This window comes from Arsenophonus sp. PmNCSU2021_1 (genome assembly GCF_036919435.1).
Taxonomy (GTDB): Bacteria; Pseudomonadota; Gammaproteobacteria; order Enterobacterales; family Enterobacteriaceae; genus Arsenophonus; species Arsenophonus nilaparvatae.
Window position 1 is genome coordinate 135,060 of record NZ_JAZHPL010000010.1, and the last position, 24,931, is coordinate 159,990.

The following is a 24,931-nucleotide window of genomic DNA, read 5'->3' on the forward strand; positions in this document are numbered from 1 at the left end:
TATTTCCAGTAAAAAAATGGCCTACATGGGTAGGCCATCGAGTTTAATGTTGATGACTAGCCACCACTACCTGATTGACCGCCTTTCCCAGCCCCCCCTGCATTTGACGGTGCGGCAGGCGACACCGCTATTTTGGTTAAATCCCCTTTGATAAAGGCTTCGGGGCGGTAAACCGCGAGTGCCAGACGCTCTTCACAACGAATCGAGATCATGTTCTTCTCAAAATCATCGGTATTTTCGGTGCTAATCACCACGTTGGCTTCTTCACGGTCAAACAGTTGAGCACCTAAACTAAACGAACCCACCAGGAATTTATCTTTAAACTCAGTGGCTTCTGTGACAACAACGGGTAAGCCCCACAACGTCGGTGTCGTCAGGGCTGCCGGATTGGAGAGGAGATAACGCCCCAGCGTATCCTTGATAAGTTCAATCTGTGCCCAGTTAGTAAAGTGCAACACATGGCCTGTCGCCGGGATCCGTGCCAGTTGCGCTTGTAGCATGGCAAGCCGCAGATCATCAATCGCGGTGCGATGTGCCGGTGTTAATTCCGCTTTGAATGCTGTGGCCTGAGTAAAGATCCCGTTCAGGTTTAAACTGGTACCGTCACCGAAGAGAATTTGCTGCTCTTCAACGTATTTCAGGCCATAACGTAGCTCCATATCGATAAGGGAGGCCAGTTGCGAAAAGTCATCCAGAATTTGCTTGGAGGCTTTAAACATATGGGCAATCGTGCGAACGGGGACTGTTGCCTCTTCAAATTCAATCGTGCTATAGGGCTTCGCGGTATTTTCCGCGACAGTCTTGGCATTATTGGTAAATCCTTTCTGCTTCACGTAATAAATCGTGTTACTTTGCGTCTTTCCACTGGCAATCAAATCACGAATAAACAACCGTTGCTTCGGCTTGGTCAAGATGTCTGATTGACGGTCGGGGGCGACAATCGTTCCGGTGACATCCGATGAAATAAGTGCGGCGTTAATCGGCGCGACTATCCGTTTGCTGGATTCCATGCCCGATCCTAAAGCCTGCACGACCTCCATACCAACCACCTGTTGACCGATAGAACTCACCACGTTCAACGCATTGGCGACGGGCATTTGGGCAATATGTTGTTCAACTTCGCCTACCTGGGCTTTCAGGGTTTTTTCTGCTTCGCGTAAGGCGTTTAATTCGACCGCCATTTTATCAACGGCCGCCTTGGTTTCTGCGGAAATTTCACCGGATTTTTGCGCTTCTTTCAGGGCTTTCTCTGCCTGGGCGCTATATTTGCTGCTGGCTTCTTCAATAGAAGCCGTTACTTTCTTAAACATTTCATTAATATCAGACATATTGTCTCCAGTTTAATGGGGTATCGACACCAGACGACGCAAGGCATTATCCAGTTGTGTCACGGTCTCGGAAGAAACATCAGGGGTAGCGGACAGCGTACCGTGATAGGGCGTGATAGCGCTCGGCATATCACCCCGTAAAGCTTTAAATAATCGTCGCCGTTCAGCGCGAGGTGTATTGGTTTTCGCCAACAGAGCATCCAGTTTTCTCAGTGCGGTGGTAGGCGAATCGTTATCCTGTTGTGTGCTATCAGCGGGCAGGAAGGCATCCGCAAACCCTTTCTCCACCGCTTCGCCGCCATTAATCCAGGTTTCACTATCCATCATCGCGGTGATCGTTTTTTCATCCATCCCGGTTCTGGCGACGTAAATATCCCGCATGGCAAAATCAAAGGGGGTCATTTTTTCGGCAATGTCGGCAAAGTCATGGCGATTACCGACGGCCATACCCCAGGTGTTGTGGATCATCAGAAAAGCACTGCGCCCGATTTGTATCTCATCGCCTGACATGGCAATGATTGAAGCCGCAGAAGCCGCTAATCCCAATATTTTTACGGTCACTTTGCCCGCATATTCACGGAGTTGATTGAAGATAGTCAGCCCTTCAAACAGATCGCCACCCGGCGAATTGATATTGACGGTGACATCTTGACCTTCCAGTGAACGCAATATTGCGCCAATCCGTTTAGCGGTGATCCCTTCGCCTGCCCAATCCTGCCCAATCGTCTCAAATATCGATAGCGTATTATCATCCTGGCTTGATGCCCTGATGCTGCTGTTCCATTTTTCCAATGCTGACGGTGAAATTTCACTGGTCATTTTTGGACAGGGAAAAACCGCCGGTAATCCCGGAAGTGCATTTTTTTTCATCGGGAAAAACTCCAGTTATTCTGTTTCTTGCTGGTTGCCAGTCGGGTGATGAGAAGGGTTTTTTTCAGGGAATAACCAAGCACTTAGCGCGGCTCGTGCTTTTTCGCCGTCATTTTCCTGCCCCAGTTGATTGAGGGGCGTCAGGTTCAACTGAACGGTATACAGGTCTCCGCCATCAATCGGCGGCAGATTTTCCAGTCTCCGCACATCATTGCGATTCATCCAGCCATTTTGTAGCGCGGTCGTGTAATAAGCCGCTCTACCACTACTGTCGGTTCTGAGCAGTCCTTCAACAGAAAATTCCGCAAAATAATCCTCGTCATTATCCAGCAGACAGCGGGCGATTTCCTGTTCAATATTGACCAGTAAGGGCCGTAAGGTATTGGTCAGGAAAATCAGGTTCATCCCTTCCACGCTCGAAGCCCAACTGCTTTGTTTTGTAATATGACCGACCATAAACGGCGGAACGCGACACCAGCGGCAGATTTCTTCGACGCTATGATCGCGGCTTTCCAGCATTTGCGAGGTTTGTGGATCGAGGGTGATACCATTAAATTTCATTCCAGCTTCCAGCAGCATCACTTTGCCGGTATTTTCTGACCCTGAAAATCGTTCAAGTTCTTTATTAAACGTTTCTCGTTGCTCCTTGCTGAGTAATTTGTCGAAAGTGACAAAACCGGATGCCGACATGCCTTTCTGGAAATACCGCGCTGCCGTTGTTTCGAGTGACATCGCGGAGCCAAATACCTCACGACCGGTTTTTAACGGCATCATGCCGCAAATGCCGTCTAATCCGAACCCCCGTATGTGCATCATGTCATTATCTGCAATCACTCGCGGTTTTAATGAGGAATAACCGGGCTTGCTGTCGTGGGTATAATGGTATTCCAGTCGCCCGTTATCACGCCGTTTAACAATGATATTTTGGGGTAATAGTGGGACGAGGGAGACCAGACGCTGACCGACCTTCTTTTTTTCAACAAAGGCATTACCGCGTAAACACAAGCTGGCAACAATCATTTGGATAAAACGCGACGGTGTCATTTCCAGGTTGGGACGACGACACAGGACAGGATAAGCAGGGTGTTGCTGTGCGAGGCTGCGTGAACCATCCGACTCACGGTGATAGAGTTTGAGCGGTAACGTGGATATCGATTCACTCAGCAGACGCACACAAGCCCAAACCGCAGAAAGTTGCAGGGCTTTATCCGTTGTCACCACTTGTCCGCTCTTACTCTGGCTATAGTCATGAAACGATGACAGCGTATCCGTTAAATTCTGTGGCACCCCTAGCCAGTTGAGCACCGCGCTTTTAATTTTACCCGGAGATTGATGTTTTTTCACTACAGTCCTACCATAATCGGATTGGTTAAAAAGCCATCCAGATCGCCGCTTTCTTCCTCAACAACCTCGGCGGCCCCGATGGCCATCGCCAGTGCTACCACACCGTCAATACGTCCGTTGCTACGGCGTTTGCTAAAAACACGATTGCCGTTTTTATCTTCTTCAATAACCGTATTCGCGGCGTTCCAGCGTAGACAGGGGTTGAAATCAATACGTAATTCGCCACCGAGAAGATGCTGCTCAAACAATTCAATGGATCGCGGCATCCAAAGTCTGGATTGTTTTGATTTGCCGAAGCCTTGTCCGTGCGGCGTTAATAGCGTATTCACCCCTTCGTTTTCCAGTTCTGGCCGTAAATAATCAATATGATACGCATCGTAGGCAATACGATTGAGGGTATAGCGTGCGGATAATTCGGCTATCCGTTGGGCAACAAAGCTCAGATTAATCGCATTCCCTGGCGGGGCGTTAAGATAACCCGCTCGCAACCAGGCATCGTAAGGCACTCTGTCGACCCTGGCACGCTCCAGTAAGGTGTCTTTCGGTGTCCAGAACTCGACATAAGCCACTTTTTCTTCCGGCCAATAAAGCGCCAGCGCCGTTAAATCCTGCTTGCCGGATAAATCCAGGCCACCGTAGCAGGGGGAGTTTGCCAGCGCCGCTAAATCCAGCGAGGTCTCCTCACACGCTATCCAGCTATCACTATTAATCCAGGGATTCTCAGCATCGACCCACTGACAGAAATTGAGACGACGAACCAGGCTCTCTTTGGCGGGCATCCCACGGGCTTGCGTGACTTGCTCCTGTAAATAGCGTTCGCTGAACGTATGCCCTAATGAGGGATTCGCTTTTTTCCAACAACCGCTATCTTTAAAGGGGTCATCGCCTTCGTCCAGCGAACAGATAAATGCGAAAAAGCTATCATCTTCAATGCTGCCCTCTGCCACTTTACGTCCGTATTCGTGATAGTCGTAACACACACTGGTTTTGTTGTGGCCGCTATTGGTGATCATGAAAATCAATGCCTGTTGGCGGCCTTTTGTGCCTGCCCGCATCATTTCAACGACCTGATTACTTTTGTGTTCGTGAATTTCGTCAATCAAGGCACAGTGAGGACGCGGGCCGGATTGCCCATCATCGGCACTGATAGGCCGAAAAAAAGCACGGGCTTGTAAGAATGCCAGATTCCATTCCTTACCCGCCCCACCGGATTTCTGGATACGTTCGGCCAGCTTTGGCGATTGGTCTACCATCGCGACGGCGTCACGAAACAGGATCATCGCCTGGTCTTTTTTGGTGGCAGCGGCGTAGACTTCGGCTCGCGCTTCATTATCGGCAACCAGGCAATATAGCCCTATCCCCGCCGCCAGCGGCGATTTTCCTGATCCTTTTCCGGCTTCAACGTAGGCCATACGAAAACGGCGTTGTCCTTCGTTGTTTCGCCAGCCAAAAAGGGAGCCAACGATAAAACACTGCCAGGGGAGTAAATTAAACGGTTTGCCTTCATAGATACCGCCGTTCAATTTCAATACGTTGGAAAAAAAACGGATGGCACGCTGTGCGGATCCGACATCCCACAACAGACCCCGCGTATTACCCGTCGATAAATCCCGCAAGTGACGTTGACAGGCATGACGAATATCGGGGCCAGCAAGCTCCTGACCTGAAACCACCAAGGTGGCATAGTCGGTAGCTAAATCAGTGAGCGAAGAATTCGTCGAGTTCTTCGGGGTCTTTTTCTTTGTCATGTGTCCTCACCTTGGTTCTTGCCGCGGGTGTTAAGCCAAATTCAACCAGATAGCTTTTAAAGCGTTTATCGGCATCTGACAGCATCGAAACGGCGGGATTCGCCTTGATTAATACGCCGTTTTGAGAATGCACCTCAAACGTTTCACCGTTGGTCTCTATCAAGGTGCGATACCGCAGGATCTCAGCGTAAATATCACACAGCCTTTCCAGCGCAAAAGCATCGGCGATCGTTAATACGCCCATGCCATTTAGCAGCAGTGTTAGCCGTTCCCAGGTTTTTTTTGCCGTATTGGATAAGTGTTTTGGGGGAGGGGCTGAATAGGATGGTGGGGTAGGCTCTGCGCTATTGAGCGGTCGTCTACCCGGATTACCGGCGATTATTTTACAGGCAGTCGGTTTAGGTCGTCTTCCTGCCATAAATACGTCCTTTTTTGTTAAATAAAACCATCAATTTTAAAATATATTTATTTTCAATAAGATAAGGCGCGATCAAAAAAAGTTTTCATTTCGCGACTGTGCGTACAGAGGGGGCCCTCAGGTCAGTAAGCTTTATTTACTGGAACTTTTAACCCACCCTCCCTATTTATTCTGTTGATACCAGTGACTATTGGGATTACTCGGCATCCCGTTTTCATCACAGCCAAAGCCCTTGTTACCTTTTTCCATCCGTTGCTTGGTTGTGTTGTGATGCTGAACACAGAGTGGTTGCCAGTTCTTTTCATCCCAGAATAGTTTTTGGGCTATCTTCAATTCTTCTGTCGTCTTAGCCACGCGCAGACGATGCGGTATGATATGATCAACCACGGTTGCCGGATTGATGAAATTATTGGCTTGACACATGGCACATAAAGGATGTTTGGCAAGAAATGCCCGCCGCGCTTTATCCCAGCGAGAATTGTACAGTTGGGTTTTCTTCATAAGGACAGCCATGTTTTAGAGGAAGGTCTAGGAATTTGGCTGGGCATATTCCATCATCCGTGTTGATGTTTCATGCAGGATGGCATCTGTTATATCCCAACAACAAAAGGAATAATCAAAGTGATAACTGAATTCTCTGCGGCTATGGTCGCTCTTAAAGAAACTATTAGTCTTGCGAAAACCATAAGTGAAGCTAAAACTGATGCGGACGTTAAAGCAACCACTTTTGAACTACAAGGAAAACTTTTTAATCTTCAATCTGACTGCTTAGGTCTCGGTGAGGTGATCCAATCGCAAAAAGAACAAATAGCGCATCTCAAAGCAAAAATTACCGAGTTTGAAAACTTTGCACGCGAGGCTGAAGGTTATATTTTGAATCAACTTGAAACAGGTACATTTGTTTATTCTAAAAAGCAAACTGTGAATGATGCGGAAGTAAGTGTGCATCTTTGCCCATATTGCTTCACAAAGAAGATAATATCTATACTTCAACCAGACCTGAAGGCCTATTGTAATTCTCATTGTCCCTCCTGTAAAAATAATTACGAGATGCAAAAAAGAGAGATAGGTCTCTAATATGAAATGGTATCCAATTATTAAAAAGCTAAGCACCATTATGAACGCTTTTGTGATTTATTCACTTGGCGTCTCAGGTAACGGCATCCAATGGCTGGCTGTGCACGTTTTCTGGATACCTTGACAACAATCTGCATGGTGAAAGTGGTAATTACCAAGATAAATACCGACCAGACATTCTTTTCTATCCTTGCGATAAATAAGTACTTTATTGTTTATCTCTGGCATACGTATACAACAATCAATCCAGTTCATTCATTCTTCGCTTCCTGTTGATGAGACAAGACGACTTGCCGCACATAGTCTTGCAAGCCGTTTATTTGCTGCTCGGCAATCTCAATTCTATGTCGGAGGATGAAATCAACAAAAAGCCCGAACATTGTCGGGCTTCCGTACTCTGCGTATTGCAAGATGCTTAGTTAGCGCATCTTCTGGTTCCATTACTCTTAATCTTGCTGCTAGGCACCCCATGCTTAATCCGTACATTTTTGCCGTATCTTTAAAACAAAGGGTTTTACCAAAGGCAGTGATAAATCTATTTGTTCGCTTGTTCCTTGCTTGCTCATGCGCCGTGGCCCATCGGCAGTTGGCAGGACCATATCCTTGGTTATTATCTATTCTCTCAATGGTTGTACCATATGGCCTGCGCCCCATATCAGATAAAAAATTCTCAAATTGAAGCCACCTCTCATCAATCATTATCCCTCTGCCACCATAAGAAGGGTAATTGACATTTTCGGGGTTGCAGCAGCGGCTTTTCATGTCTTCCCAGGTGAAATATTCAGGAGTTTTCTTTCCGGCTCGAGCATGTCCGTGTTTTATCTTTAGGCATCCACAAGAACGAGTATTACCACTAGTGAGATTACTGTGTCGGACAACAGTTTCGTTACCACACTCGCAGAGACACAGCCACATTTGTTGATTATGCTTATTTTTACCTGCGGAGCAAACCACTGTTAAACGCTCAAATACCTCTCCCGCCAATAAATTATTTCTTATTAGTCTCATCAATAATTCGCCTTATGTAATCCTGAAGGTATTTTATTTTTGCTTGGTCGCTGATGATTCCAGATCTAATATCGAGAACGTTTCGTCCAGCAATTGAAGAGAGTTCGATGGTTCCTGCATGGCCCAGGCTGCTGGGGCTGGTAGTACTGATTGGACAGTTACCTTTGACGAGCACCCGCCCGCCGCTATTAAGCTTACGACGCAAATCATCATTCTTAGCTTGCACATCGGCTAATTCCTTAGTGTGTCTGGCATCCAACGCTGAGATGGTCTGCATTTGATGGTTTAACTGCTCAAATGCAACTTGCTGTTTTTCCCTATCCGATACAGCAATCTTTCGTGCTTTCTCAGCATCATAATACAGTGTCCGGTAATACAGGGTTGCGCCTAGCATTGAGGTCAGTAGCAAAGCGATAATAAGAGGAATTTTCCAGTTCATTTTTCTACACAATACGCTATACCGTTAATCGCCCTTGCGGTTTCAAAATTTAACTCAAATATGGCTTTCGCTTTTTCGCACCGCTCTTTTGATGAAAATTCCTGACTACTCACTGAGGCAAAATCAGTCTCTGCAAAAGGGGCTGCATACATAGCAAAAATTAATATCCACATGGAGTACTCCTCGTTATCTTTTGATTTGAGGCTGATACCTTCCAGCCCAGACTTTGGCAACATGTAGGCAATCGGCAAAAATCTTACCCTTTGCGCTAGCTGCATTACGGCGATAATGTTCTAGTGCCACGTCTGCACTAATTCGTGCCACTGATTGCTCGTACCCCTGCTTAACGAGTTCAGTTACTACGTGTTTCTCAATGAATTCGATATAGTTCTTCATGCGGTTTTTTCTCCTCATCTATATCAGGAAAATCACCCAAGTCGCAGAGCTTGAATTGAATAAGGTCTTTCACCAGTTGTTCAGCTTTTTTAATTGATTTTTTCTCTTTCTGGCGTAGCGTCATCAGATTGCTACCTTTTTGGCCGTGCTCCGTGAAAGAATACTTTTCAGCCAGTGCGACCCGATCTTGCATCTGCTTAATGGTGAGTTCTGTTAAACCGGACAAGTCGAGAAGGTTAATATCTTGACCACCTTCTAACTCAGTCATCCTGTCGAACACGGTGGCCTGTAGTTCGTAACTGTAGCTCATAGCCATCAAACAGGCTTCACGCTTGGGGAAGCGGTAGCAAGGAAGATCACGACCGGTGCTGTCTTTGTACTGAGCAAAAAATTTTGCTGAGTGCTCGCCTAACACTTTCGGTACTTTTGTTAAAAAGCTTCTGTGTTGTAATTGTCTGTATTTCTTGCAAGGGAACGCCAATCCTTCACTTTTTGCTTTTGATGCACGGTCAGCGTTAATGTAGTCGATCATTTCAAGGCTACTCATGGTAGGTTTTCTTGATACAGGTAGTACTATAACATTTGAATATTGCATTGCGTTTTCCTTTTGAAATGAACCTTTGCCGCACAGGAAATCAGTCCATCGAGGCTCGCCAGCACTAACCGACTTCCTCAAAGGCTCATTTCAAATGGTTCAGGTTCGATGTGATTCTTTACGCAGCGGGGCGTATAGAAAAGCCTTGAACGATAACCAAGGCTCATTGAGTTGGATTGATTAGTGCATTTGGATTTAAACAAAGTTCCCGTTCTACCTCCCGGCGTTTAATTAGCCCGTTTGATAGCTTTCCTTCATCGTATTTCCATCGTCGCATCTGGTCACAAGCGCCTTGAATATCTCCGGCATTCAACTTTTTGAGTAGCGTTGAATTGGTAAATGCTCCACTGCCGATGTTATAAACAAATGAAGTCAAGGCGGCTTTTTGTAAATCGGTGAGCGGCACAGTAACATAACGTTCAACGGTAGAGTGTGCTACCTGCAAATCCTGCTTCATCAAATCGTTGCATTCTTCTTCGCTATAAATTTCCCCGAGCGTAACGTCCTTTCCGGTATGACCGTGACAGACGGTGAGCACACCGCCACTATCACGATAAGGTTTATAGCGCTTACCTTCGTGCCACTGCACCAGGACGGCAGCCAGTGCTAGTACACCTCCTGCCGTTGCCGCCAGAAGGCGTTTTTTAAGTTGGCTATTCATTAAGATTTCTCGTTCGATAACGATATTCCTTGTGTCGGTAATACCAGTTCAGTCCAACAGTCAGCACTGAACAGATAATACCCGTCACCAGCGCCCATTCACTAAGCGATAGCGCACCGCATAGAAACGTCGTCGCGCTGGCACCATAGGCAGTGCCCGTTGTGTATTTTTCAATGTTATTCATAACAGATGTGCTTATTTTAAAATGCTTGAGTGATAAAGGTATATTTCTGTGAAGGGGTTAAAATGACCGCTTCGGATAGCCAGAGCAACGCTTAATGGCGGCAATGCAAGCTTCCTGCTTTTTTTCTGAATCCGCTATAAATGCAGCCTTGCGCCATTGTGTTACGGCGCGACGGAAGAAGCCTATTTTCTCGAGATTTTTCGCTGTTTCTGTCAGTTTTTTATATTCTGTCATAATGATCCCTCACAATACTCATCAATAATCACCACACACTTCCCGCCCTTGGTACCGCCGTTATCATCAATTTTCTTTACCGTCATCACGCGAACCTGGCTATCATCGTCCCAAATATCCGCCCCAGTTAAAGAATCGAGTACGCCTTTGGAGTAATTGTCCACATCACGCTTTATCTTGTTCGGCAGATAGAGCTGCATCAATACAGAGACCTCACCTTCAAATTTTTGAAGACCGGATTTCTGGCGCATCTCATTGACAATTTTTGCCGTTGTTGCTTTAAATGCTTTAGCTTTATCACTTAAGTAGGGGCGTTTTGAATTATGTCGCCAATAAGTATTAACGCTGGGCGGGAAAGGGAGTTCGATTATCATGTTTTCATTCAAACCTTACTGGGAAATATTTATCTAAAAACTTTTGGATTGATGAAATTATGTCCTCAGCTTTGCTTTCCCAGCTATTAGCATTCTCATTCACATACCGTAGTGCGCCAAGATACAAAATGACTGGGAGGGTTGGAATAATAAATAAAAACCGGATAAAAATGTTGATATAGTTACTCATGCTTCACGCTCTTTTTAATAGTTTTTTTCTTTGGACATATGTCATTCTGCACCCAAGCCTTCTCCACGGTCGCCAGATAAACAACACGCTGCCCTTGCTGTTGCCCGCCTTTCCTTCCTTGCCTGTTTCGGCAGAGATAAATGAGAGTCGCCCCTCGGTGATAAATCGCGCTTCATGAGAGGTTTTTATCGCTTCCTGAAACCATGCCGTAGACGTATCGGAAGGGAGTAACATCACTATCGTTTGATTCTGCCTTCGGTATTGTTCGGCGGCTTTCTTAACCCAAGGCATAATCTTGCTATAGGGGGGATTGCAGAAAATGGCCCCGTCGCTATTCCAATCGCATCTCAGTGCGTCTTGCTGTTCAGTTAAAAATTCTTTGCATAGCGCGTTACTTTCATCGGCAGCAACATCCAGCTTAAAACCAAATTCAGCATCCAGTGTTTTAAAAACGTCAACAGGTGTTCGCCATCTGTCTTTGAATGACTTTGGTGTATTACTGATTAGCATATTTAAACCACGGTAGGATTTTTATATAACGGAGAATTCCAGACTTTGTTAATCATGCAGCGTGGCGTGGGTTTATTTTTACGGCTTTCTTCAAGTTTCACCGAAACATCCCACAGTTTTTTATCGATATTTAGTGTTTTTTCAACATGAAATCCTTTCTCAGTATATTGCTTAACCAGCCTATTGGCTTGTCGTGTGCTAATGGCTTCGTATCGAAACCAGCTTTTTCGTAAATATGTCATAGTCTTATTTGATAATTTGTGTGAAAATTTTAAATAGAGATAGGTATGTACTTTAGTGTGTACATTTTATTGGAGTTGAGTTAATGTATATCCATGTACACATATGGAGCATTAAGAATGCAAACAACAAAGATATTCAAAAATGGCAATTCACAAGCCGTCAGAATCCCTGCTGGGCTTGCTTTTGAAAATACAGATATGGAGCTTGAAATCGAACGCATTGGCGATGAAATCCGGATTCGGCCCGCTCGTCAGTCCCTAGAAAATGTGATGGATATATTTGCTAACTTCTCATCTGATTTTATGTCTGAAGGTCGTGACACCCATGAACAAGTAGACAGGGATACCATCTGATGCCTCGCTACATGCTGGATACAAACATGTGTATTTACCTCATCAAAAACCAGCCAAAACAGGTAGCAAAGCGTTTCGCAAATTGCTTTGTTGGCGATGTTGTTATGTCGGCGATTACCTTTGCTGAATTAGACTACGGAGTAGCGGTATCCAAAGATCAAGAACGAGAGCAAAATAACCTTAATCGACTCGTAAAACTAATAAATGTAATACCATTTGATGTCAATGCTGCTCGTGCCTATGGTGCAGTTCGCATGGCCACAAGAGAGCGGAAGAAAGACCATCTAGACAAGCTAATAGCTTCACATGCTATTGCATTAAACATCATACTAGTAACTAACAATGAACGTGATTTCATCGCTTATCCCGGTCTTCAAATCGAAAATTGGATAACATAGACGCAAACAATTTGTCAAGCCATAGCGGTTTTTTGATAGCATCTAATGCTGAAAACGCCGCTCGTGCTTCTTAGCCGCCTTAAAATCGACTTCCGAGTATCACTCAACGCCAAAACCTCTTATAAGCCTCTCTACGGCGTTCAAACTCAAAATCGCTAGGGGTTGGTTGCCTATATCGAGAAAACTCCTTATAGAGAGTTTTAGGCCGCTTAAAATCGATTTATGCAGCCATCCGTGAACGGTAACTTCCCCACGTGAACGTCAATGTACAACCGCCCCCGTCGTTCATACGGTCGATAACACGCTCCCCGATAAATCCGGCCAGTTCGTTCAATGCCAGATTGCTGATGATTATCGTTGGCTTCATGCTCTCGTAGCGCGTGTTAATGACCTCGAATAAGATCATTTTTTCCGCCTCGCTACCAAACTGAACGCCTACCTCGTCGATGATGAGCAAGTCAGGTTGCGTATAGCGCTTGATAACATCAGCTTCTGAACATTCTGCGTTTTTGCTCCAGGTTGATTTAAATTCGCGGGCAATTCGCAAAACTGTCGTGAATAGCGCTGAATTTTGGTGTTCGTTGATAACGTGCTTGGCAATCGACAGGGCAAGGTGATTCTTGCCGGTTCCTGGCTTACCGCACATCACCAAGCCGCCACCACGCTTAAGGCGTTCAGGCCAATGGGTGGCATAGGCATTGCAGAATTTTAAGCAACGCGCCGCATCAGGATTCACTGGCTCGTAGTTATCCAGGGTCACATTGGCAAAGCGTTCCGGCAGGTTCAGGTTATCCATGAGCGTTTTAATTTTTGAGCGCTTGCGGTGTTTTTCCTGCTCGGCTTCGGCTTGCTCCAACTGGGTTAATTTTTCGGTCAGGCAAGCAGGGCATTCACTTCTTGTTTCAATCCCTTTGCCGTGCAGTGCCATCCTGCGGCAACGTTGTTTGAATAAGCCGTGCCTGTCACAGATGGCCTCCTTCTCCTCGTAAACCGTGTGCTCTAGTGGCTTGGGTGGCGCATTCAGGTCTGCCAGTTTTTGGCGTACGGCGGTAATTTCTGTGTTGTAGTTCATAGACCCTCCCTCGACAAACACTCCCTCGCCCAATCGGGTAGCCGCGGTTCCCCATAGTCCTTGTCAGCAAAGCTATCTGCGACAGAGTGGGCCTTGGCCTGCTGGGTTCGTGCGAGCTGCTGAGGCTCGAAGAGTCCTTGCCAACCGTTGGCGATACTGGCGTTGATAATCTCTTCCGGCTGATGCCCATTGTCTCGGCACTTGCCTAGCAGCTTGATAGCCTGAGTCACCGTCTGCTGGGATTTGATCGGCTTTTTGATTTCCTTGCGGTACTGCACCCAGGAATCCCAAACTGGTTTGGGTAGCCAAGTGGGAAGTTCTGCCGAGCTTGGGTCAAACGATTTTGATTTTGCCGAAGGAGGGGTTTGGGGTGGTTTATATATATTGTCTTTTTTGTCTTTTGTAATAGTGTCTTTTGTGTTTCCCTGTTTTGGGGAAGAGCTATTACCCATTTTGGGGAAGGTTTTATTCCCTGTTTCGGGGAATGTTTCCCCCTTTTGGGTATTACCTTTTTTAGGGAATGATTCCTTCCCCTTTTCGGGTAAGTTTTCCCTGTTTTGGGTATTACCCTTTTCGGGTAAACTTTGCCACTCAGAAACAACTTTGTTAACCCCTATGCAATTTCTATCCATAAAAAGAAATTTACGTGCCAGAAGTTGGTTTTTTGCAGTACAAACCCGCGTCTCTGGAATGCCTGTTATTTTAGCTATCTGGGAATTAGTGATACGGTCAACTTTTTTATTAAAGCCGTAAGTTTTACGAATAATCGCAAGCATTACTTTTTGTTGATGAAGTGTAATATTTGCCATTAACAAGGCATCAAGAAGCGTATTCGCTAACTTTACATACCCTTCTTCCAATTCAGCAGCATGAGGCTCTTTGTTCTCGTTCACAGTGCCAAAATCCGCATAAGCAACGTTAGTCATAGCAGACTCCTATAATTATTTTAAATCGATGTGGAATAACTTATGGTTCAGCTGTACTTATCAATTTCATGTAAAATGCAATCGATATCCGCACATAAGTAATCCATTATTTCAGGGAGCCAAGGATTCGGTTTGCTGTAACATTCATCCGCATCAAAGTACTTGTAAATGTTAGCGGCGACTTCTCTTGCTCTAATTAATCTGCTATGACTTTCGTGGCTAATTTCCAGCTTTATTTTTTCCTGTTGGGCAGGCGAGATATCAACAATTCTCATGTTAATTGCCTCCCATGCCAGCGTGTACAGGTTGACGACCAGCCCAGATAAGGCGGCTGTCTTTGAATAGGGCGGTGAAGGTACGGAAATCCCTATGCGTGAATGACACTTTGCCGTAGGGAACAGCTGAATTTAGAGGAATAATCCAGTAAGTATCGGTAAATTTAGGATGAGTTTGGATTGGGGTAGTAACCATAGCGGTTGCCTCTCTACTAAGTTCTTTCAAACCTCACCAACCTGAGTTCAAGCAGGGTGGCGAGACGTAACGGGATTGAACTACCGGTAGTAGAGAACCCGGCGAGCCTTACGGCTCCCCCGCTACGCCTCACCATTATAGGAGCGCAACGCTGGTTATGACGGACGTAAAAAAACCGCATACTGCGGCTTATATCCGCTCTACAATTCGGGAGTTCAAACCCGGCACCCGTTTTGTTAAGGTGCTGGGTACAATATAGCTCATTTTTGTTCTTGCCGTCAAACGAGTTCGCTTGCCGTTGCTTCCTGCTCAGCAATAAGTATGTCGTTGAATTTTTTCAGCGCTTTATCGTTATAACGAAAGGATTCAACCTGTTTAGTGCTATAGCGTGACTTGTCCAGATAGTACTCACCGTATGAATGGGTCTTCATATTGTTGTCATTGGCGATACGGCCAATCTTGTTCGCTGAAACATTGAACATCTTGCCAATTTGCGTTGCGGTATAGCTCTTCTCTTCAAGCACAGGAAGAGGGATAACTTCACTGCCTGCTATAGGATTAATCAGTCCAGCAATAACGGCTTGACGGGCGGTGTCGGAAAGACCTGTGGCCCACTGGAAGGTCTTTTCGGCTATCTCCATCTGGATTTGCATCGCTCGTGCCTTACGGTACTCCGGTAAGCCGCTACCTTCGTCACGGTGTACTGTTTTCATGCTGTAGCTGCCCTGCTGGCGTAATGCAGGTAACACCTCTTCGCATACCCAATCTTGTACACGTTCAGCAGAGGGAAGTTTGCTTTTCAGTATCAGCCGGTAGAGAGCGGATTCTGGCGCAAGTGCTACGCCCTTGGGATAAACACCTAAATTCAATTCTAACGATTCGTTATAATCAAGCCTTATCAGATGCTTACAGTGATCAGCTAGTGCTTTGGAAGGATTTGTGTAGCCCAGCGCCTTCGCCAGTTCGACCGCAAAGAACACAGGCTTTCCTTGGTAAAGCGTCCCTTGTAATTCAATATCTGCATCAGCAGACTTAAAGAGCATGAGTTGTGTTTTGGTGATTTTGGTCATAATAATTTCTTCACTATTAAATGAATTTCGTAAAAGTCTATTACCGAGCTACTTGTAAAATTTTGCTTGTTGACCCTAAAAGGGTTTAAACTAAAGAAAAAATAGGAGATTCCTAAATGGGCCAAGTTGCATTTGATACTCAAGAATTTGTTGAGACACTAGAAAACGCTGGATTGCCAAAAGATCAGGCCAGAGCGATCTCTATCGCTGTTCGCAAGTCACACGAAGTGGCAGACGTAGCTACCCGGCGTGACCTTGAGGACGCGCGGAAAGATATTGATGCCAGATTCGATAAAACGGATGCCAAAATTGCGGATGTCCGTAAGGACATGGAGCATCGCTTTGAAAAAGTTGAGGCTCAGATTGCCGATGTTCGTAAAGATATGGAAAATCGATTTGACAAACTGGGTTTACAATTAACAGTCAGATTAGGGGGTATGTTAATTTTGGCAATCGGTGCGCTTACAGCCATTTTAAAACTTGTTCACTAGACGAATTAAATCCGCGTTGGCATAACGATAACGAATGTCTTTTTGTTTAATTCGGCAATTGCAGCATTGTCATTACCGTTAAGTTTAATCTTTATTGATTTGTATTTGGGGTTATAAATTTTTGCGGCCTTCTCGATATCCGCAAGATAGCTAGCATTGAAGCCAATTTCTGAAACGGGCCTGTTTTCCTTGGGTATTATTCGACTAATATCAGGGTATACCCCATCAATAACCTCACAAATTGCTACACCAACCCTTATACCGAAACAATCAAGATAAGTGATAATGCCCAATTCGGTGTCTATTTTTGCCTTATCAAATTTGACGAACTTAGGCCCTTTGATAGCAACGATAACGTTTTCTTTCAGATCTTCGGATTCATGCTCACCGAGAAAAGCACGATGACCGTCAGTCGAATAAAGTTTTTTCTCAGGCGCAAAACAAATGCCGTTTAAATAATATCTTTCATCACATTTAGCCTGAAAAATCATCGCACTAAGAAGCGCCTGCTTACTAACAGTTAGAATCATTTTTATCCTCGATAAGCCTATTGAACTTTATAATTTATTCACTAAAAAACACATCATCACCGGGATATTCTGATTGATATTGCTGATAGCCTTTTTCTGCAATTTTCCGCTCGTCTTTATCCTGTAGTGTGGCAAGCTTCTTATCGATTGTTTGAGCGGGTAGCCCATTAATCTGTTCATCTAATGTTTGTTTTGTTTGAGCGATGAAGGGTAAGAGAATATCGAAGCTATAAGTATCCTGTCCGTTCGATTTTGTCTTTAGTGTTTTTTGCAGCACCAGTCCAACACGCTTATTGGTAAGTTCCGGCGCTATATGGGTATGGGCATTAATCATTTTGGTTGTTAACTGCTGAACGCCAGCACAGCCCATAATAGCGTTAATCATATTGACACCGAATTTATTTGGCGTACCGTCTTTTTTCTTCGTGTATACATTCAGATAATTTGCTTTTTTGCCATCATCTGCTTCAACCGAAAATTCAATTGATTCAGCGCCGCCGCTACTGGTCATATATTTTGCTTCCTGAATCGTGACAATATAAGCGCCTGATTCATTGATAAAAGCACTTTGACCGGCAGCTAAGGCGGCTTCTTGATTGTACGTAAAGGTGATATTGTTCAAGATACGTCTCCTTAATGTCACCGATCATGCAAAACTGATCCACTTGGTATTATTCGCACATTTTTGTACGGATAATTTATGTTAACCAAGGAGATATTTGTGGATATTCATGTTCGCTTTGCACAAGGACAAAGCCTTCGAAAAATTGCCCGTGAATTGGGCATATCCCGTAACACCGTAAAACATCATTTACAACAACAGACAATGCCAACTTATGCTAAAAGAAGTCAACAACCGACTAAATTAGCACCCTTTAAACCTTATTTGCTTCATCGAATTGAACTGGCTAAACCTGATTGGATCCCTGCAACAGTCTTATTTGATGAAGTAGTTGAAAGCGGCTATCAAGGCGGTATTGCTCAATTACGCCGATTTGTTTGTCAATTTAAACCAAGCATTGTTCCCGAAGCTGTCGTCCGTTTTGAAACACAGCCAGGTCAACAAATGCAAATCGACTTCACCAGCATCCGGCGAGGTAAAAAATCACTAAAAGCGTTTGTTGCAACGCTAGGCTATTCGCGTGCGAGTTATGTAAAGTTCTTTGACAATGAACGAGCAGAATCGTGGCAACAAGGTTTACGAGAAGCTTTCGACTATTTTGGTGGTGTACCACAGGAAATATTGTGTGATAACGCAAAATCCCTCATCATCGAACGGGATGCTTATGCAGAAGGTGAACATAAATTACATGTCGAAATGCTTCAAATGTCGAAAGATTACGGGTTTAAATTGTGTGCTTGCAAGCCCTACAGGGCAAAAACTAAAGGGAAAGTAGAGCGCTTTAACCACTATTTAAAAAACAGCTTTATCGTACCATTAAATACCGACCTTCGTGCTCATAATCTTGAACTGGATATTGAGATAGCTAATGCAAGAGTGGGGCCCTGGTTACAACGCGTTGCCCATCAGCGGATTCATGGAACAACGTTAGAGAAGCCAGCAGATAGACTAGCTAAGGAAGTTAAGTATCTTCTACCCTTACCAGCAAGGGTTTGCCAATCTATCCCGCAGACTGATACGCTTAATATCCGTATCGTACCGCCCCTTGAATCTGTCAGTTTGCAACACTCAATCAGCGTATACGAAGCATTGCTGGGAGGTGAACATGTTATTGCATGAACAAATTGAACACCTGTGTGAGTCATTGAAATTAAATTCTATTCCGACTCATTGGTCATCACTTGCCGAACAATGCATTGCCCAAGACAAAAGCTACGGAGAGTTTTTACTGTCCCTATTAAAATGTGAGCAACAACAACGAGATGAACGAACCCGTAATCTTTTGAGTCGGATGGCAGGATTCCCAGCACATAAAGAACTTAATACGTTCGATTTTAAGTTTGCAACGGGGATCCCCAAACAACACATACAGGAATTAAGCGCATTAACGTTTATTGAACGTAATGAAAATGTCGTGTTGCTTGGCCCAAGCGGTGTAGGCAAAACGCATTTAGCTATTGGGTTAGGATTAAAAGCAGTACAGGCCAAGAAGAAAACCCGCTTTACCACGGCAGCTGAACTGATGTTGCAACTCTCAACTGCCAAACGACAAAATAAGCTCAAACAATATCTATCACGTTCGGTGATGGCCCCGAAATTGTTGATTATCGATGAGATTGGATACCTGCCGTTTGGGCGAGAAGAAGCAAACCTGTTTTTCAATGTGATTGCCAAGCGTTATGAGCATGGCAGTGTCATATTGACGAGTAACTTATCATTTGGGCAATGGCCAAATGCTTTTGCTGATGACGCAACATTAACTGCCGCTATGCTTGATCGTTTACTTCATCATTCGCATGTACTGCAATTAAGCGGTGAAAGCTATCGATTGAAAGATAAGCGGCGCTCAGGAGCAATGACTGAGTAAAAGTGGATCAATTTTGATTGATCGGATTTAGCTAAAAAGTGGATCAGTTTTCGGTGATCGTTGACACCTTAAGATGCAATAGTCTGTTTTATTCTATTTTTGGTGGATTGGATAAAGTCAAGAAACTGAGTGCGGCGCATTTTAAGTTGATTAATATCTTCCCCATGATTTTTTCTATACAACCTGTTTACAATTAACTGTCCTCCCTCTGGGAAATCAGAACAGTAGCTGACAAAATCAACCCAATCACGTCCTGTACAATCAAGGTGGCCTATAAGTTGCCATTTGTATGCAGGGTCAAAAGATTCACGTTGCAAAGTGGCATAATGCACGGGTGCGGTAACTGACTTAATTTCAATAACACCATCATTTCCAACTAATCCGTCTGGGCTATCGCCATAATCACCACAATCAAAAAATCCGCCATTGGTTACATCAAAAAAATTTGTTTCTTCGTATAGCCTTCTGGCGATTGGCTCCTGTTCGTGTCCGCGTAACATGTGGTCATTAGTGAAACTAAATTCTGATTTTTTCTCTGTTATAATTTCTAGCGCAATTTGTAACGCATATCGCTTTGCCGGTTCGCCAAAAGCTTTTCCCTGGTTGGCCATAAAACAGTTAAATTGCGATACAGTAACTTTTCCTAAACGAAGCGCATCCCACACTTCCGTATTTTGCTGCACATCATGCCATTGCATTAGCGCACTCCTTCGTGAGACGTTCCTGGTCTTCCGGCGACATCTCAACATGTGCTAATACTTTTTCTAGCGAGCCAGTATTCAGATAACTTTGTTTGGCTCTTTCCCATGATTCTACTTTGCTTGGCGTTAATATTTTTTTCTTGATGATAGCGGGGTATATTCTTAAACCATCGACATATTCCTGTCGATTTTTTACCCGCTCAACGCAAATCATGACTTTCACATTTTGCCAATCTTCAAGAAACGGCGAACCGGTTATTTGTCTAACCATTTTGCTATTAGTCGCATTGAGAATCATTGGCTTAACTGCCTCGTCGGGTCTAATTTCTTTCTCTTTAAAATAAGCCGTGTTAAAAACATATTTTGTTCTTCTGGTCTTATCCGGTTCAAATAAAACCTCAGAGATGGTTAATACTGTTGGTTCAACAATATCGGCGCTGCTCAAATAAGGTGAATCGAACGCCTTTCTATAATGCGTTTTTTCTGTCATTAAGCTGGCACCTCGTAGTAAGCATCACGGCATCGCATCAGATATAAAATTTGTTCAACTTTCTGGGTAACGTCGTACAAGACTTCATCGAATCCGTCGGTAGTTTCCAGTGCCAGTAACCATGCGTCGTATTCATCTCCTTTATCTGCATCGGCGAGTTTTTGAGCAAGATAAGCGTTGGTTAAACTTTCGTATAAATACTCGCCGCCCGGCTGACAGAATTCTGCTTCTTCAAACGTTAATTTTTTCAGCGCCCGAAGAATTTCATTTTCAATTTGAATGTCCATGCTGCTTCCTTCTTCGGCGATAGTGGTTATTAATCCTAGCTTACATTGCTTATTCAGCTACTTTGTAGCTTATGTCATCATTTCTCATGACATATTCGTATTGTGCAGCTAAATTCACTAACTCGAATGGTAATAACTTAAGATTAGAGTATTTTTCTAATGCCAATTTCCATGCTTGATATCGACAGCCCATAGTTTTTTGAGTAAGTAATTTTGCAACATCACCGTCACGCAAAGATTCGTACAAATCTTCCGCATCTTCGATACAAATTTCTTTTTCTTCTACAGATAACTTATCTACAGCATTAAATATCGAATTTTTTGTTAATGTTTCCATTATTGAACCTTTGAGTTGGTGTATGAAAATATTTGTAATGAATGCACCTCTATCTATAAGAAGTGCATTGGTTATAAATATTTTATAGTGCATCATTGCCGCCCATCCTAGGCCCGCCGAGCACCCGACGCAGGGTTTAAAGTCGCGCCGTTCGACTATATTTAAAAAATTACCTGTACACCTATCGGTGTACGCTAGTTCAATTTGTTAAAGAGCAGTTCCGCAGCAAACGCTGGCTATGGATTTTTATTCAAATTTCTTGCTTGGTTCACAACCCAAGCCATTTAAGCCAAGCGTCACGTTCTTCTGCGGGACGATTAAAGTAGGCTTCTCGGACTATGCGATTGAATTCAGCGAGGTATATCCACGTTTCGCTTACCCGTGAATTAGGTTTGTTAGGGTCTTGAAAATCCACCACAGGTAATTTTTCTCGTTTAATCATCACTCTCACGGCTTCATCTGTCTTACCGATCAACTCGGCAAACTTTTCTATCGTTACCGCATCAACGGGATATTGCCCTGTGTAGTCACTCTTAATCATTCGTGCCTCATATATTTCAGACCCTTCTAGACCGCTGTAGACCGTTCCTGACCTTTTAAACATCAAAAAATAGAGCTTTAATCTGTTATGCTTAAACTGGGTGCATTTGCTTGAATTGACCTAATTTGTGGTGGATTTCTCGGCATTTGCTTAAGGTTCTTAAATAAGAAGCTTCTTTTTTTAGAAGCTAAGGTTGCTTCTTGTATGAGAAGCATGTCAAGAGATTATGCAAAAAAACTTTTTCAAATTAGAAAAGCTGAAGGAATGACTCAAAAAGCTTTTTCTGAATTAACAGGAGTCTCATTGGGGACAATTCAAAAATATGAAACAGGGCATCAACAGGCGCGGGCTGAAATCATGGAGCGTGTATTAGATGTTGAACAATTTGAAAAATATTCATTATGGTTGACTATCAATAAAGTCGCGCCATCAGCCGGACAAATTGAACCGGCTTTCTCTCTCAGTGGCTCAGAGGTCTCGGAGAAGAAGGATCAAAGAAAATCGTTCCATACGAAGGAGAATGGATGTTAGCACTACATGATTTTTGGATGGTGAGTGAAACAATAGTTATCTAACTAAAAGGGATTTTTTCGCCTCATATAGCTATTAATTACAGATAGTTATAATAGATATCAAGATATCACATTATCATTATATCTTGATATCTAAATTCTATCTTGATATAGTGATATCTTTATATAAGGATAGCTAAGGTAGAAGTTCTTATGATTTATGCTGTAGTTAATACAAAAGGTGGAGTAGGGAAAACAACTACCGCAGTTCATTTAGCTACAATGCTATCCCGAAACGGTAAAGTCCTACTGATTGATGGTGATCCACAAGCAAGCGCCGCTAGTTGGGCAGCTTGGCGTAGGGATAACCCAATCTATACTCCTAGCCCCACAACTACTTGTCTTACAGGAAAAGCCATACTTAATGAAGGAAAAGCATTAGCTTTGAATTTCGATCATACCGTTGTTGATGTTGGAGGGCGTGACGCTTCGGGATTACGCTCTGCTTTATTGCTAGCTGATATGGCTATTATACCTATTGGGGCTTCTAATCTCGACGCAGCAGCGATGGCAGATATGTTAGAAATTTTAGAATTAGCGAAAGATTACAATCCTAACTTAGACGTGCGAGTGTTGCTGACTCGCGTAGATCCAAGAACGAAAGATACAAAAGAGATGTTAGATTTTTTAACTGAGCAAAACATTACGGTACTTAAAAGTTATGTTTGTGAGCGTGTAGCTTTTCGTAGAGCAATCGGAGATGGAGCAACAGTATTTGAATTTGGAAAAGACAGCGCGGCGATAAAAGATATTGAATCATTTTTCGCGGAGGTTAAAAAATGAAAAAGAAACCGGATTTAAAGCTGTTTAAAGATCCTGAAAATTTTCTGAATGGAGGTGCAGCTGATATAGCTGAAAAGGATTACACGGTTAAATATAAAGGTAAAATTTCAGAAAAAAAATCAACACAACAAAAGATATTTCGGTTATCAGTTGAAGTTTCAAATGCTCTTAAGCTTTATATTGCTCAATCTCAAGCAAATACAGGAATTAGGATGACAGAAACAGAAATAGTAGAAAAACTATTAAGAGAGTATTTAAATTTAAAATGATATCAAGTTATCTAACTATCTTGATATCAAGATATCTAATTTAAAATCAATTAATTATTTTTTAAGAAATTAATTTACTTAACAATGTTTTTTTAAGCTTATAGACCTCTTTCTTCCCTTTTTCTCTCTTACGGGAAGCTTCAGCTTGTGGGGTGTTTTGATTACGGTTTTTGAAAGTGACTTTGTCTGTAGAATTATCTAGAAAGATTTCATAATCTGGAAGGTCATTTGTTACACATAGATTTTTAACTAATCTTTTAAATTCTCTTTTATTTGATGAGCTACCTGTTTTTAAATGAAGTTTTTCTAAACTAATTAAAAATTCAGACTGACTACCACAATGTTTACGTGCTATTTCGTACAATCGCCTATCTATTGCTTTACGGATACGAAAATAATCAGGACTAATTTTTAACACTTTAGTTTTAGTGATTGCTTGATAGAGCCAATCAGGTAAAGTTACCTCTACCATACCTATATCTAATTTACCTTTTTTTTCTTCTAAAATTCTAGCTTTTTCAATCAATCCAAAGATAACAGTTTCTTCTTTATCTTCTGAATATATTATATTAGTTTCAATAGTAGTACCTCTCAGCCTTAGCAAGGCTTTTTTTAATTCTCGATAACCAATACCACTAGTACTTCGATTAGTAGTTACAAAAAAATCATAGGGAGTAAAAGTAATAGTACGACTAATCGGCAATCCGCTATTGATAGCTTCTTGCAATTTTGAAATAACATAAATCCAAATATCCTTATCAAAAACAGTGGCTAATCCATCAGATGTGGGTTTTATTTTTACAGTAACATTTTCATTTTTATACTCTCTTGTTTTTGTGTCTCCTCCCTTTAACGCAAAAAATGGATGCTCCATGCTTGCTACTTCATCTCTAAAGCTGCAAATACCTACCTCATCTGCAATAAAAAATTGCAATTCCTTGTGTTTATGTGGACGTAATGTCTTCATTTTATTTGTATAATTAGCCACAGCCTTGATCCTGTCATAGTTAGGATTATTGGTTAGAGCTTATTAAGTGATAGCACACCTAATAAGCTCGTCATAAAAATCTTTTCGTAACTTACACACACGCATTATATAGTAATTTACACACAAAGACACGTAATTTACACACAAAAACGCTTTATCTGACAAAAAAATTGGGGATAACTAAAATTCTATTCGTAATTTACACACATTCTATTCGTAACTTACACACAAAGACACGTAATTTACACACAAAGACACGTAATTTACACACAGATGGTCGATAAAAAATAACCATATATCATATACTTAAACCTATCTTTTTTTCTCTTAACTGTTTTAACTTATACATAACTATATTTAACTACGCGCGCGCGAAGCTTGACTGTGGATAACTTTTCTTGGCGATCGACACAGGAGGGTTTGGTGTGAACGTGCTAAATGTAACATCTGATGCTCTTCCGCTTCCTCGCCAAGACAGACTCGCTTTGCTCGCTAATCTTGGCTTGCGGCGAGCGGTGAGGGTTAAAATGAAATGACTATCGGA

41 protein-coding genes and 1 pseudogene are annotated in these 24,931 nt (G+C 43.1%); 10 read left to right on the forward strand and 32 right to left on the reverse strand.

Annotated elements, in window-relative coordinates; all coding sequences use genetic code 11:
• Window positions 1–56: 56 nt before the first annotated feature.
• The 6 genes from V3224_RS23240 to V3224_RS23265 all read right to left on the reverse strand — a co-directional run bounded on the left by V3224_RS23240 (window position 57) and on the right by V3224_RS23265 (window position 6,209).
• The gene (locus V3224_RS23240) at window positions 57–1,328 is read right to left on the reverse strand and encodes a phage major capsid protein (RefSeq protein ID WP_334472995.1); all 1,272 of its coding nucleotides are present in this window, start codon (window positions 1,326–1,328) and stop codon (window positions 57–59) included.
• Window positions 1,329–1,340: 12 nt separating this feature from the next.
• The gene (locus tag V3224_RS23245) at window positions 1,341–2,198 is read right to left on the reverse strand and encodes a head maturation protease, ClpP-related (RefSeq protein WP_334472996.1); all 858 of its coding nucleotides are present in this window, start codon (window positions 2,196–2,198) and stop codon (window positions 1,341–1,343) included.
• A 15-nt stretch (window positions 2,199–2,213) separates the two neighbouring features.
• Window positions 2,214–3,542, reverse strand: a complete 1,329-nt coding sequence (locus V3224_RS23250) for a phage portal protein (RefSeq protein WP_334472997.1) — start codon at window positions 3,540–3,542, stop codon at window positions 2,214–2,216.
• Window positions 3,542–5,290: a terminase large subunit gene (locus tag V3224_RS23255; RefSeq protein WP_334472998.1), complete on the reverse strand. Its 1,749-nt coding sequence runs from the start codon at window positions 5,288–5,290 to the stop codon at window positions 3,542–3,544. The genes V3224_RS23250 and V3224_RS23255 overlap by 1 nt, the downstream gene beginning before the upstream one ends.
• Entirely contained in the window at window positions 5,241–5,708 is a 468-nt protein-coding gene (locus V3224_RS23260; RefSeq protein ID WP_334473000.1) for a phage terminase small subunit P27 family, read from the reverse strand. The genes V3224_RS23255 and V3224_RS23260 overlap by 50 nt, the downstream gene beginning before the upstream one ends.
• Before the next feature lie 162 nt (window positions 5,709–5,870).
• Entirely contained in the window at window positions 5,871–6,209 is a 339-nt protein-coding gene (locus V3224_RS23265) for an HNH endonuclease signature motif containing protein (RefSeq protein ID WP_334473232.1), read from the reverse strand.
• A gap of 72 nt (window positions 6,210–6,281) precedes the next feature.
• On the opposite strand from V3224_RS23265, the gene V3224_RS23270 reads away from it, so the two are divergent.
• Entirely contained in the window at window positions 6,282–6,785 is a 504-nt protein-coding gene (locus tag V3224_RS23270; RefSeq protein ID WP_334473001.1) for a hypothetical protein, read from the forward strand.
• Between the two features lies 1 nt (window position 6,786).
• Window positions 6,787–6,909 (forward strand): hypothetical protein, encoded by a 123-nt coding sequence (locus tag V3224_RS23275; RefSeq protein WP_334473002.1) that lies wholly within the window; start codon window positions 6,787–6,789, stop codon window positions 6,907–6,909.
• A gap of 2 nt (window positions 6,910–6,911) precedes the next feature.
• Here V3224_RS23275 and V3224_RS30290 read toward each other — a convergent pair.
• From V3224_RS30290 to V3224_RS23335, 13 genes and pseudogenes are all read right to left on the reverse strand, one after another.
• Window positions 6,912–7,040 (reverse strand): annotated as a pseudogene (locus V3224_RS30290) (hypothetical protein); the annotation flags it as partial.
• A 105-nt stretch (window positions 7,041–7,145) separates the two neighbouring features.
• Window positions 7,146–7,547, reverse strand: a complete 402-nt coding sequence (locus V3224_RS23280; protein ID WP_334473003.1) for a hypothetical protein — start codon at window positions 7,545–7,547, stop codon at window positions 7,146–7,148.
• Window positions 7,548–7,773: 226 nt separating this feature from the next.
• On the reverse strand, window positions 7,774–8,187 hold the full coding sequence (locus V3224_RS23285) for a lysis protein (RefSeq protein WP_334473005.1): 414 nt from the start codon (window positions 8,185–8,187) through the stop codon (window positions 7,774–7,776).
• Window positions 8,188–8,228: 41 nt separating this feature from the next.
• Window positions 8,229–8,405, reverse strand: a complete 177-nt coding sequence (locus V3224_RS23290) for a hypothetical protein (RefSeq protein ID WP_334473006.1) — start codon at window positions 8,403–8,405, stop codon at window positions 8,229–8,231.
• Window positions 8,406–8,418: 13 nt separating this feature from the next.
• Entirely contained in the window at window positions 8,419–8,556 is a 138-nt protein-coding gene (locus tag V3224_RS23295; protein WP_334473007.1) for a hypothetical protein, read from the reverse strand.
• A 46-nt stretch (window positions 8,557–8,602) separates the two neighbouring features.
• A complete protein-coding gene (locus V3224_RS23300) occupies window positions 8,603–9,175 on the reverse strand; it encodes a Rha family transcriptional regulator (RefSeq protein WP_334473008.1) in 573 nt (190 codons plus the stop codon).
• A 211-nt stretch (window positions 9,176–9,386) separates the two neighbouring features.
• Complete coding sequence (locus V3224_RS23305) at window positions 9,387–9,884, reverse strand: lysozyme (RefSeq protein WP_334473009.1); 498 nt, start codon at window positions 9,882–9,884, stop codon at window positions 9,387–9,389.
• On the reverse strand, window positions 9,877–10,068 hold the full coding sequence (locus V3224_RS23310) for a phage holin family protein (RefSeq protein WP_015873861.1): 192 nt from the start codon (window positions 10,066–10,068) through the stop codon (window positions 9,877–9,879). The genes V3224_RS23305 and V3224_RS23310 overlap by 8 nt, the downstream gene beginning before the upstream one ends.
• 57 nt (window positions 10,069–10,125) lie before the next feature.
• Entirely contained in the window at window positions 10,126–10,302 is a 177-nt protein-coding gene (locus V3224_RS23315; RefSeq protein WP_334473010.1) for an ANR family transcriptional regulator, read from the reverse strand.
• A complete protein-coding gene (locus tag V3224_RS23320) occupies window positions 10,299–10,676 on the reverse strand; it encodes a RusA family crossover junction endodeoxyribonuclease (RefSeq protein WP_334473011.1) in 378 nt (125 codons plus the stop codon). Before V3224_RS23320 ends, V3224_RS23315 begins: the two co-directional genes overlap by 4 nt.
• A 4-nt stretch (window positions 10,677–10,680) precedes the next feature.
• Window positions 10,681–10,866, reverse strand: coding sequence for a hypothetical protein (locus V3224_RS23325; protein ID WP_334473012.1), 186 nt, complete (start codon window positions 10,864–10,866; stop codon window positions 10,681–10,683).
• A 3-nt stretch (window positions 10,867–10,869) separates the two neighbouring features.
• The gene (locus V3224_RS23330) at window positions 10,870–11,376 is read right to left on the reverse strand and encodes a phage N-6-adenine-methyltransferase (protein ID WP_334473013.1); all 507 of its coding nucleotides are present in this window, start codon (window positions 11,374–11,376) and stop codon (window positions 10,870–10,872) included.
• A 2-nt stretch (window positions 11,377–11,378) separates the two neighbouring features.
• Window positions 11,379–11,618, reverse strand: a complete 240-nt coding sequence (locus V3224_RS23335) for a hypothetical protein (RefSeq protein ID WP_334473014.1) — start codon at window positions 11,616–11,618, stop codon at window positions 11,379–11,381.
• A gap of 117 nt (window positions 11,619–11,735) precedes the next feature.
• Between V3224_RS23335 and vapB the strand changes: the two genes are divergently transcribed.
• Window positions 11,736–11,972: a type II toxin-antitoxin system VapB family antitoxin gene (gene vapB / locus V3224_RS23340; protein WP_334473015.1), complete on the forward strand. Its 237-nt coding sequence runs from the start codon at window positions 11,736–11,738 to the stop codon at window positions 11,970–11,972.
• 11 nt (window positions 11,973–11,983) lie between these two features.
• Window positions 11,984–12,370: a type II toxin-antitoxin system VapC family toxin gene (locus tag V3224_RS23345; protein WP_334473017.1), complete on the forward strand. Its 387-nt coding sequence runs from the start codon at window positions 11,984–11,986 to the stop codon at window positions 12,368–12,370.
• Between the two features lie 220 nt (window positions 12,371–12,590).
• Here V3224_RS23345 and V3224_RS23350 read toward each other — a convergent pair whose 3' ends face one another.
• From V3224_RS23350 to V3224_RS23370, 5 genes are all read right to left on the reverse strand, one after another.
• Window positions 12,591–13,442: an ATP-binding protein gene (locus tag V3224_RS23350; RefSeq protein WP_334473019.1), complete on the reverse strand. Its 852-nt coding sequence runs from the start codon at window positions 13,440–13,442 to the stop codon at window positions 12,591–12,593.
• Window positions 13,439–14,335 carry a replication protein gene (locus V3224_RS23355; protein WP_334473021.1) on the reverse strand — a complete coding sequence of 299 codons (897 nt, stop codon included), beginning with the start codon at window positions 14,333–14,335 and terminating at the stop codon, window positions 13,439–13,441. The genes V3224_RS23350 and V3224_RS23355 overlap by 4 nt, the downstream gene beginning before the upstream one ends.
• Before the next feature lie 80 nt (window positions 14,336–14,415).
• Window positions 14,416–14,643, reverse strand: coding sequence for a hypothetical protein (locus tag V3224_RS23360; protein WP_334473023.1), 228 nt, complete (start codon window positions 14,641–14,643; stop codon window positions 14,416–14,418).
• Window position 14,644: 1 nt separating this feature from the next.
• Window positions 14,645–14,869, reverse strand: coding sequence for a hypothetical protein (locus V3224_RS23365; protein ID WP_334473024.1), 225 nt, complete (start codon window positions 14,867–14,869; stop codon window positions 14,645–14,647).
• Between the two features lie 248 nt (window positions 14,870–15,117).
• A complete protein-coding gene (locus V3224_RS23370; protein WP_334473026.1) occupies window positions 15,118–15,909 on the reverse strand; it encodes a BRO-N domain-containing protein in 792 nt (263 codons plus the stop codon).
• A gap of 116 nt (window positions 15,910–16,025) precedes the next feature.
• On the opposite strand from V3224_RS23370, the gene V3224_RS23375 reads away from it, so the two are divergent.
• Window positions 16,026–16,400 (forward strand): DUF1640 domain-containing protein, encoded by a 375-nt coding sequence (locus tag V3224_RS23375; RefSeq protein ID WP_334473027.1) that lies wholly within the window; start codon window positions 16,026–16,028, stop codon window positions 16,398–16,400.
• 5 nt (window positions 16,401–16,405) lie between these two features.
• On the opposite strand, the gene V3224_RS23380 is transcribed toward V3224_RS23375, so the two are convergent.
• Together V3224_RS23380 and V3224_RS23385 are read right to left on the reverse strand one after the other, a co-directional pair.
• Window positions 16,406–16,930 carry a hypothetical protein gene (locus tag V3224_RS23380; RefSeq protein ID WP_334473029.1) on the reverse strand — a complete coding sequence of 175 codons (525 nt, stop codon included), beginning with the start codon at window positions 16,928–16,930 and terminating at the stop codon, window positions 16,406–16,408.
• Window positions 16,931–16,964: 34 nt separating this feature from the next.
• A complete protein-coding gene (locus tag V3224_RS23385) occupies window positions 16,965–17,552 on the reverse strand; it encodes a DUF669 domain-containing protein (RefSeq protein ID WP_334473031.1) in 588 nt (195 codons plus the stop codon).
• Window positions 17,553–17,630: 78 nt separating this feature from the next.
• On the opposite strand from V3224_RS23385, the gene istA reads away from it, so the two are divergent.
• Together istA and istB are read left to right on the forward strand one after the other, a co-directional pair.
• Window positions 17,631–18,671: an IS21 family transposase gene (gene istA / locus V3224_RS23390; RefSeq protein WP_334471107.1), complete on the forward strand. Its 1,041-nt coding sequence runs from the start codon at window positions 17,631–17,633 to the stop codon at window positions 18,669–18,671.
• Complete coding sequence (gene istB / locus V3224_RS23395; protein ID WP_334467780.1) at window positions 18,658–19,419, forward strand: IS21-like element helper ATPase IstB; 762 nt, start codon at window positions 18,658–18,660, stop codon at window positions 19,417–19,419. Before istA ends, istB begins: the two co-directional genes overlap by 14 nt.
• A 68-nt stretch (window positions 19,420–19,487) precedes the next feature.
• On the opposite strand, the gene V3224_RS23400 is transcribed toward istB, so the two are convergent.
• The 5 genes from V3224_RS23400 to V3224_RS23420 form a co-directional block, all read right to left on the reverse strand.
• Window positions 19,488–20,117 (reverse strand): YqaJ viral recombinase family protein, encoded by a 630-nt coding sequence (locus V3224_RS23400; RefSeq protein WP_334473032.1) that lies wholly within the window; start codon window positions 20,115–20,117, stop codon window positions 19,488–19,490.
• The gene (locus tag V3224_RS23405; protein ID WP_334473033.1) at window positions 20,104–20,610 is read right to left on the reverse strand and encodes a hypothetical protein; all 507 of its coding nucleotides are present in this window, start codon (window positions 20,608–20,610) and stop codon (window positions 20,104–20,106) included. Before V3224_RS23405 ends, V3224_RS23400 begins: the two co-directional genes overlap by 14 nt.
• Complete coding sequence (locus V3224_RS23410; protein WP_334473034.1) at window positions 20,610–20,897, reverse strand: hypothetical protein; 288 nt, start codon at window positions 20,895–20,897, stop codon at window positions 20,610–20,612. The genes V3224_RS23405 and V3224_RS23410 overlap by 1 nt, the downstream gene beginning before the upstream one ends.
• A 49-nt stretch (window positions 20,898–20,946) precedes the next feature.
• Window positions 20,947–21,330 carry a hypothetical protein gene (locus V3224_RS23415; protein ID WP_334473035.1) on the reverse strand — a complete coding sequence of 128 codons (384 nt, stop codon included), beginning with the start codon at window positions 21,328–21,330 and terminating at the stop codon, window positions 20,947–20,949.
• A 172-nt stretch (window positions 21,331–21,502) separates the two neighbouring features.
• Window positions 21,503–21,775, reverse strand: coding sequence for a Cox family DNA-binding protein (locus tag V3224_RS23420; RefSeq protein WP_334473036.1), 273 nt, complete (start codon window positions 21,773–21,775; stop codon window positions 21,503–21,505).
• 213 nt (window positions 21,776–21,988) lie between these two features.
• Between V3224_RS23420 and V3224_RS23425 the strand changes: the two genes are divergently transcribed.
• The 3 genes from V3224_RS23425 to V3224_RS23435 all read left to right on the forward strand — a co-directional run bounded on the left by V3224_RS23425 (window position 21,989) and on the right by V3224_RS23435 (window position 23,399).
• Entirely contained in the window at window positions 21,989–22,306 is a 318-nt protein-coding gene (locus tag V3224_RS23425) for a helix-turn-helix transcriptional regulator (RefSeq protein ID WP_334473037.1), read from the forward strand.
• A gap of 194 nt (window positions 22,307–22,500) precedes the next feature.
• Window positions 22,501–23,130, forward strand: a complete 630-nt coding sequence (locus V3224_RS23430; RefSeq protein ID WP_334473038.1) for a ParA family protein — start codon at window positions 22,501–22,503, stop codon at window positions 23,128–23,130.
• Window positions 23,127–23,399 carry a hypothetical protein gene (locus V3224_RS23435; protein WP_334473039.1) on the forward strand — a complete coding sequence of 91 codons (273 nt, stop codon included), beginning with the start codon at window positions 23,127–23,129 and terminating at the stop codon, window positions 23,397–23,399. The genes V3224_RS23430 and V3224_RS23435 overlap by 4 nt, the downstream gene beginning before the upstream one ends.
• A gap of 61 nt (window positions 23,400–23,460) precedes the next feature.
• Here V3224_RS23435 and V3224_RS23440 read toward each other — a convergent pair whose 3' ends face one another.
• A complete protein-coding gene (locus tag V3224_RS23440; protein ID WP_334473233.1) occupies window positions 23,461–24,366 on the reverse strand; it encodes a replication initiator protein A in 906 nt (301 codons plus the stop codon).
• Window positions 24,367–24,931 lie beyond the last annotated feature (565 nt).

Excerpts from the sequence above, each read along its gene's own strand:
- V3224_RS23240 (WP_334472995.1), bottom strand. The coding sequence starts at position 1,328 with ATGTCTGATATTAATGAAATGTTTAAGAAAGTAACGGCTTCTATTGAA.
- V3224_RS23245 (WP_334472996.1), bottom strand. The coding sequence starts at position 2,198 with ATGAAAAAAAATGCACTTCCGGGATTACCGGCGGTTTTTCCCTGTCCA.
- V3224_RS23255 (WP_334472998.1), bottom strand. The coding sequence starts at position 5,290 with ATGACAAAGAAAAAGACCCCGAAGAACTCGACGAATTCTTCGCTCACT.
- V3224_RS23260 (WP_334473000.1), bottom strand. The coding sequence starts at position 5,708 with ATGGCAGGAAGACGACCTAAACCGACTGCCTGTAAAATAATCGCCGGT.
- V3224_RS23265 (WP_334473232.1), bottom strand. The coding sequence starts at position 6,209 with ATGAAGAAAACCCAACTGTACAATTCTCGCTGGGATAAAGCGCGGCGG.
- V3224_RS23270 (WP_334473001.1), top strand. The coding sequence starts at position 6,282 with ATGCAGGATGGCATCTGTTATATCCCAACAACAAAAGGAATAATCAAA.
- V3224_RS23275 (WP_334473002.1), top strand. The coding sequence starts at position 6,787 with ATGAAATGGTATCCAATTATTAAAAAGCTAAGCACCATTATGAACGCT.
- V3224_RS23280 (WP_334473003.1), bottom strand. The coding sequence starts at position 7,547 with ATGAAAAGCCGCTGCTGCAACCCCGAAAATGTCAATTACCCTTCTTAT.
- V3224_RS23285 (WP_334473005.1), bottom strand. The coding sequence starts at position 8,187 with ATGCTAGGCGCAACCCTGTATTACCGGACACTGTATTATGATGCTGAG.
- V3224_RS23290 (WP_334473006.1), bottom strand. The coding sequence starts at position 8,405 with ATGTGGATATTAATTTTTGCTATGTATGCAGCCCCTTTTGCAGAGACT.
- V3224_RS23300 (WP_334473008.1), bottom strand. The coding sequence starts at position 9,175 with ATGAGTAGCCTTGAAATGATCGACTACATTAACGCTGACCGTGCATCA.
- V3224_RS23305 (WP_334473009.1), bottom strand. The coding sequence starts at position 9,884 with ATGAATAGCCAACTTAAAAAACGCCTTCTGGCGGCAACGGCAGGAGGT.
- V3224_RS23310 (WP_015873861.1), bottom strand. The coding sequence starts at position 10,068 with ATGAATAACATTGAAAAATACACAACGGGCACTGCCTATGGTGCCAGC.
- V3224_RS23315 (WP_334473010.1), bottom strand. The coding sequence starts at position 10,302 with ATGACAGAATATAAAAAACTGACAGAAACAGCGAAAAATCTCGAGAAA.
- V3224_RS23320 (WP_334473011.1), bottom strand. The coding sequence starts at position 10,676 with ATGATAATCGAACTCCCTTTCCCGCCCAGCGTTAATACTTATTGGCGA.
- V3224_RS23325 (WP_334473012.1), bottom strand. The coding sequence starts at position 10,866 with ATGAGTAACTATATCAACATTTTTATCCGGTTTTTATTTATTATTCCA.
- V3224_RS23330 (WP_334473013.1), bottom strand. The coding sequence starts at position 11,376 with ATGCTAATCAGTAATACACCAAAGTCATTCAAAGACAGATGGCGAACA.
- V3224_RS23335 (WP_334473014.1), bottom strand. The coding sequence starts at position 11,618 with ATGACATATTTACGAAAAAGCTGGTTTCGATACGAAGCCATTAGCACA.
- vapB (WP_334473015.1), top strand. The coding sequence starts at position 11,736 with ATGCAAACAACAAAGATATTCAAAAATGGCAATTCACAAGCCGTCAGA.
- V3224_RS23345 (WP_334473017.1), top strand. The coding sequence starts at position 11,984 with ATGCTGGATACAAACATGTGTATTTACCTCATCAAAAACCAGCCAAAA.
- V3224_RS23350 (WP_334473019.1), bottom strand. The coding sequence starts at position 13,442 with ATGAACTACAACACAGAAATTACCGCCGTACGCCAAAAACTGGCAGAC.
- V3224_RS23360 (WP_334473023.1), bottom strand. The coding sequence starts at position 14,643 with ATGAGAATTGTTGATATCTCGCCTGCCCAACAGGAAAAAATAAAGCTG.
- V3224_RS23370 (WP_334473026.1), bottom strand. The coding sequence starts at position 15,909 with ATGACCAAAATCACCAAAACACAACTCATGCTCTTTAAGTCTGCTGAT.
- V3224_RS23375 (WP_334473027.1), top strand. The coding sequence starts at position 16,026 with ATGGGCCAAGTTGCATTTGATACTCAAGAATTTGTTGAGACACTAGAA.
- V3224_RS23380 (WP_334473029.1), bottom strand. The coding sequence starts at position 16,930 with ATGATTCTAACTGTTAGTAAGCAGGCGCTTCTTAGTGCGATGATTTTT.
- istA (WP_334471107.1), top strand. The coding sequence starts at position 17,631 with ATGTTAACCAAGGAGATATTTGTGGATATTCATGTTCGCTTTGCACAA.
- istB (WP_334467780.1), top strand. The coding sequence starts at position 18,658 with ATGTTATTGCATGAACAAATTGAACACCTGTGTGAGTCATTGAAATTA.
- V3224_RS23400 (WP_334473032.1), bottom strand. The coding sequence starts at position 20,117 with ATGCAATGGCATGATGTGCAGCAAAATACGGAAGTGTGGGATGCGCTT.
- V3224_RS23405 (WP_334473033.1), bottom strand. The coding sequence starts at position 20,610 with ATGACAGAAAAAACGCATTATAGAAAGGCGTTCGATTCACCTTATTTG.
- V3224_RS23410 (WP_334473034.1), bottom strand. The coding sequence starts at position 20,897 with ATGGACATTCAAATTGAAAATGAAATTCTTCGGGCGCTGAAAAAATTA.
- V3224_RS23415 (WP_334473035.1), bottom strand. The coding sequence starts at position 21,330 with ATGATGCACTATAAAATATTTATAACCAATGCACTTCTTATAGATAGA.
- V3224_RS23420 (WP_334473036.1), bottom strand. The coding sequence starts at position 21,775 with ATGATTAAGAGTGACTACACAGGGCAATATCCCGTTGATGCGGTAACG.
- V3224_RS23425 (WP_334473037.1), top strand. The coding sequence starts at position 21,989 with ATGTCAAGAGATTATGCAAAAAAACTTTTTCAAATTAGAAAAGCTGAA.
- V3224_RS23430 (WP_334473038.1), top strand. The coding sequence starts at position 22,501 with ATGATTTATGCTGTAGTTAATACAAAAGGTGGAGTAGGGAAAACAACT.
- V3224_RS23435 (WP_334473039.1), top strand. The coding sequence starts at position 23,127 with ATGAAAAAGAAACCGGATTTAAAGCTGTTTAAAGATCCTGAAAATTTT.
- V3224_RS23440 (WP_334473233.1), bottom strand. The coding sequence starts at position 24,366 with ATGAAGACATTACGTCCACATAAACACAAGGAATTGCAATTTTTTATT.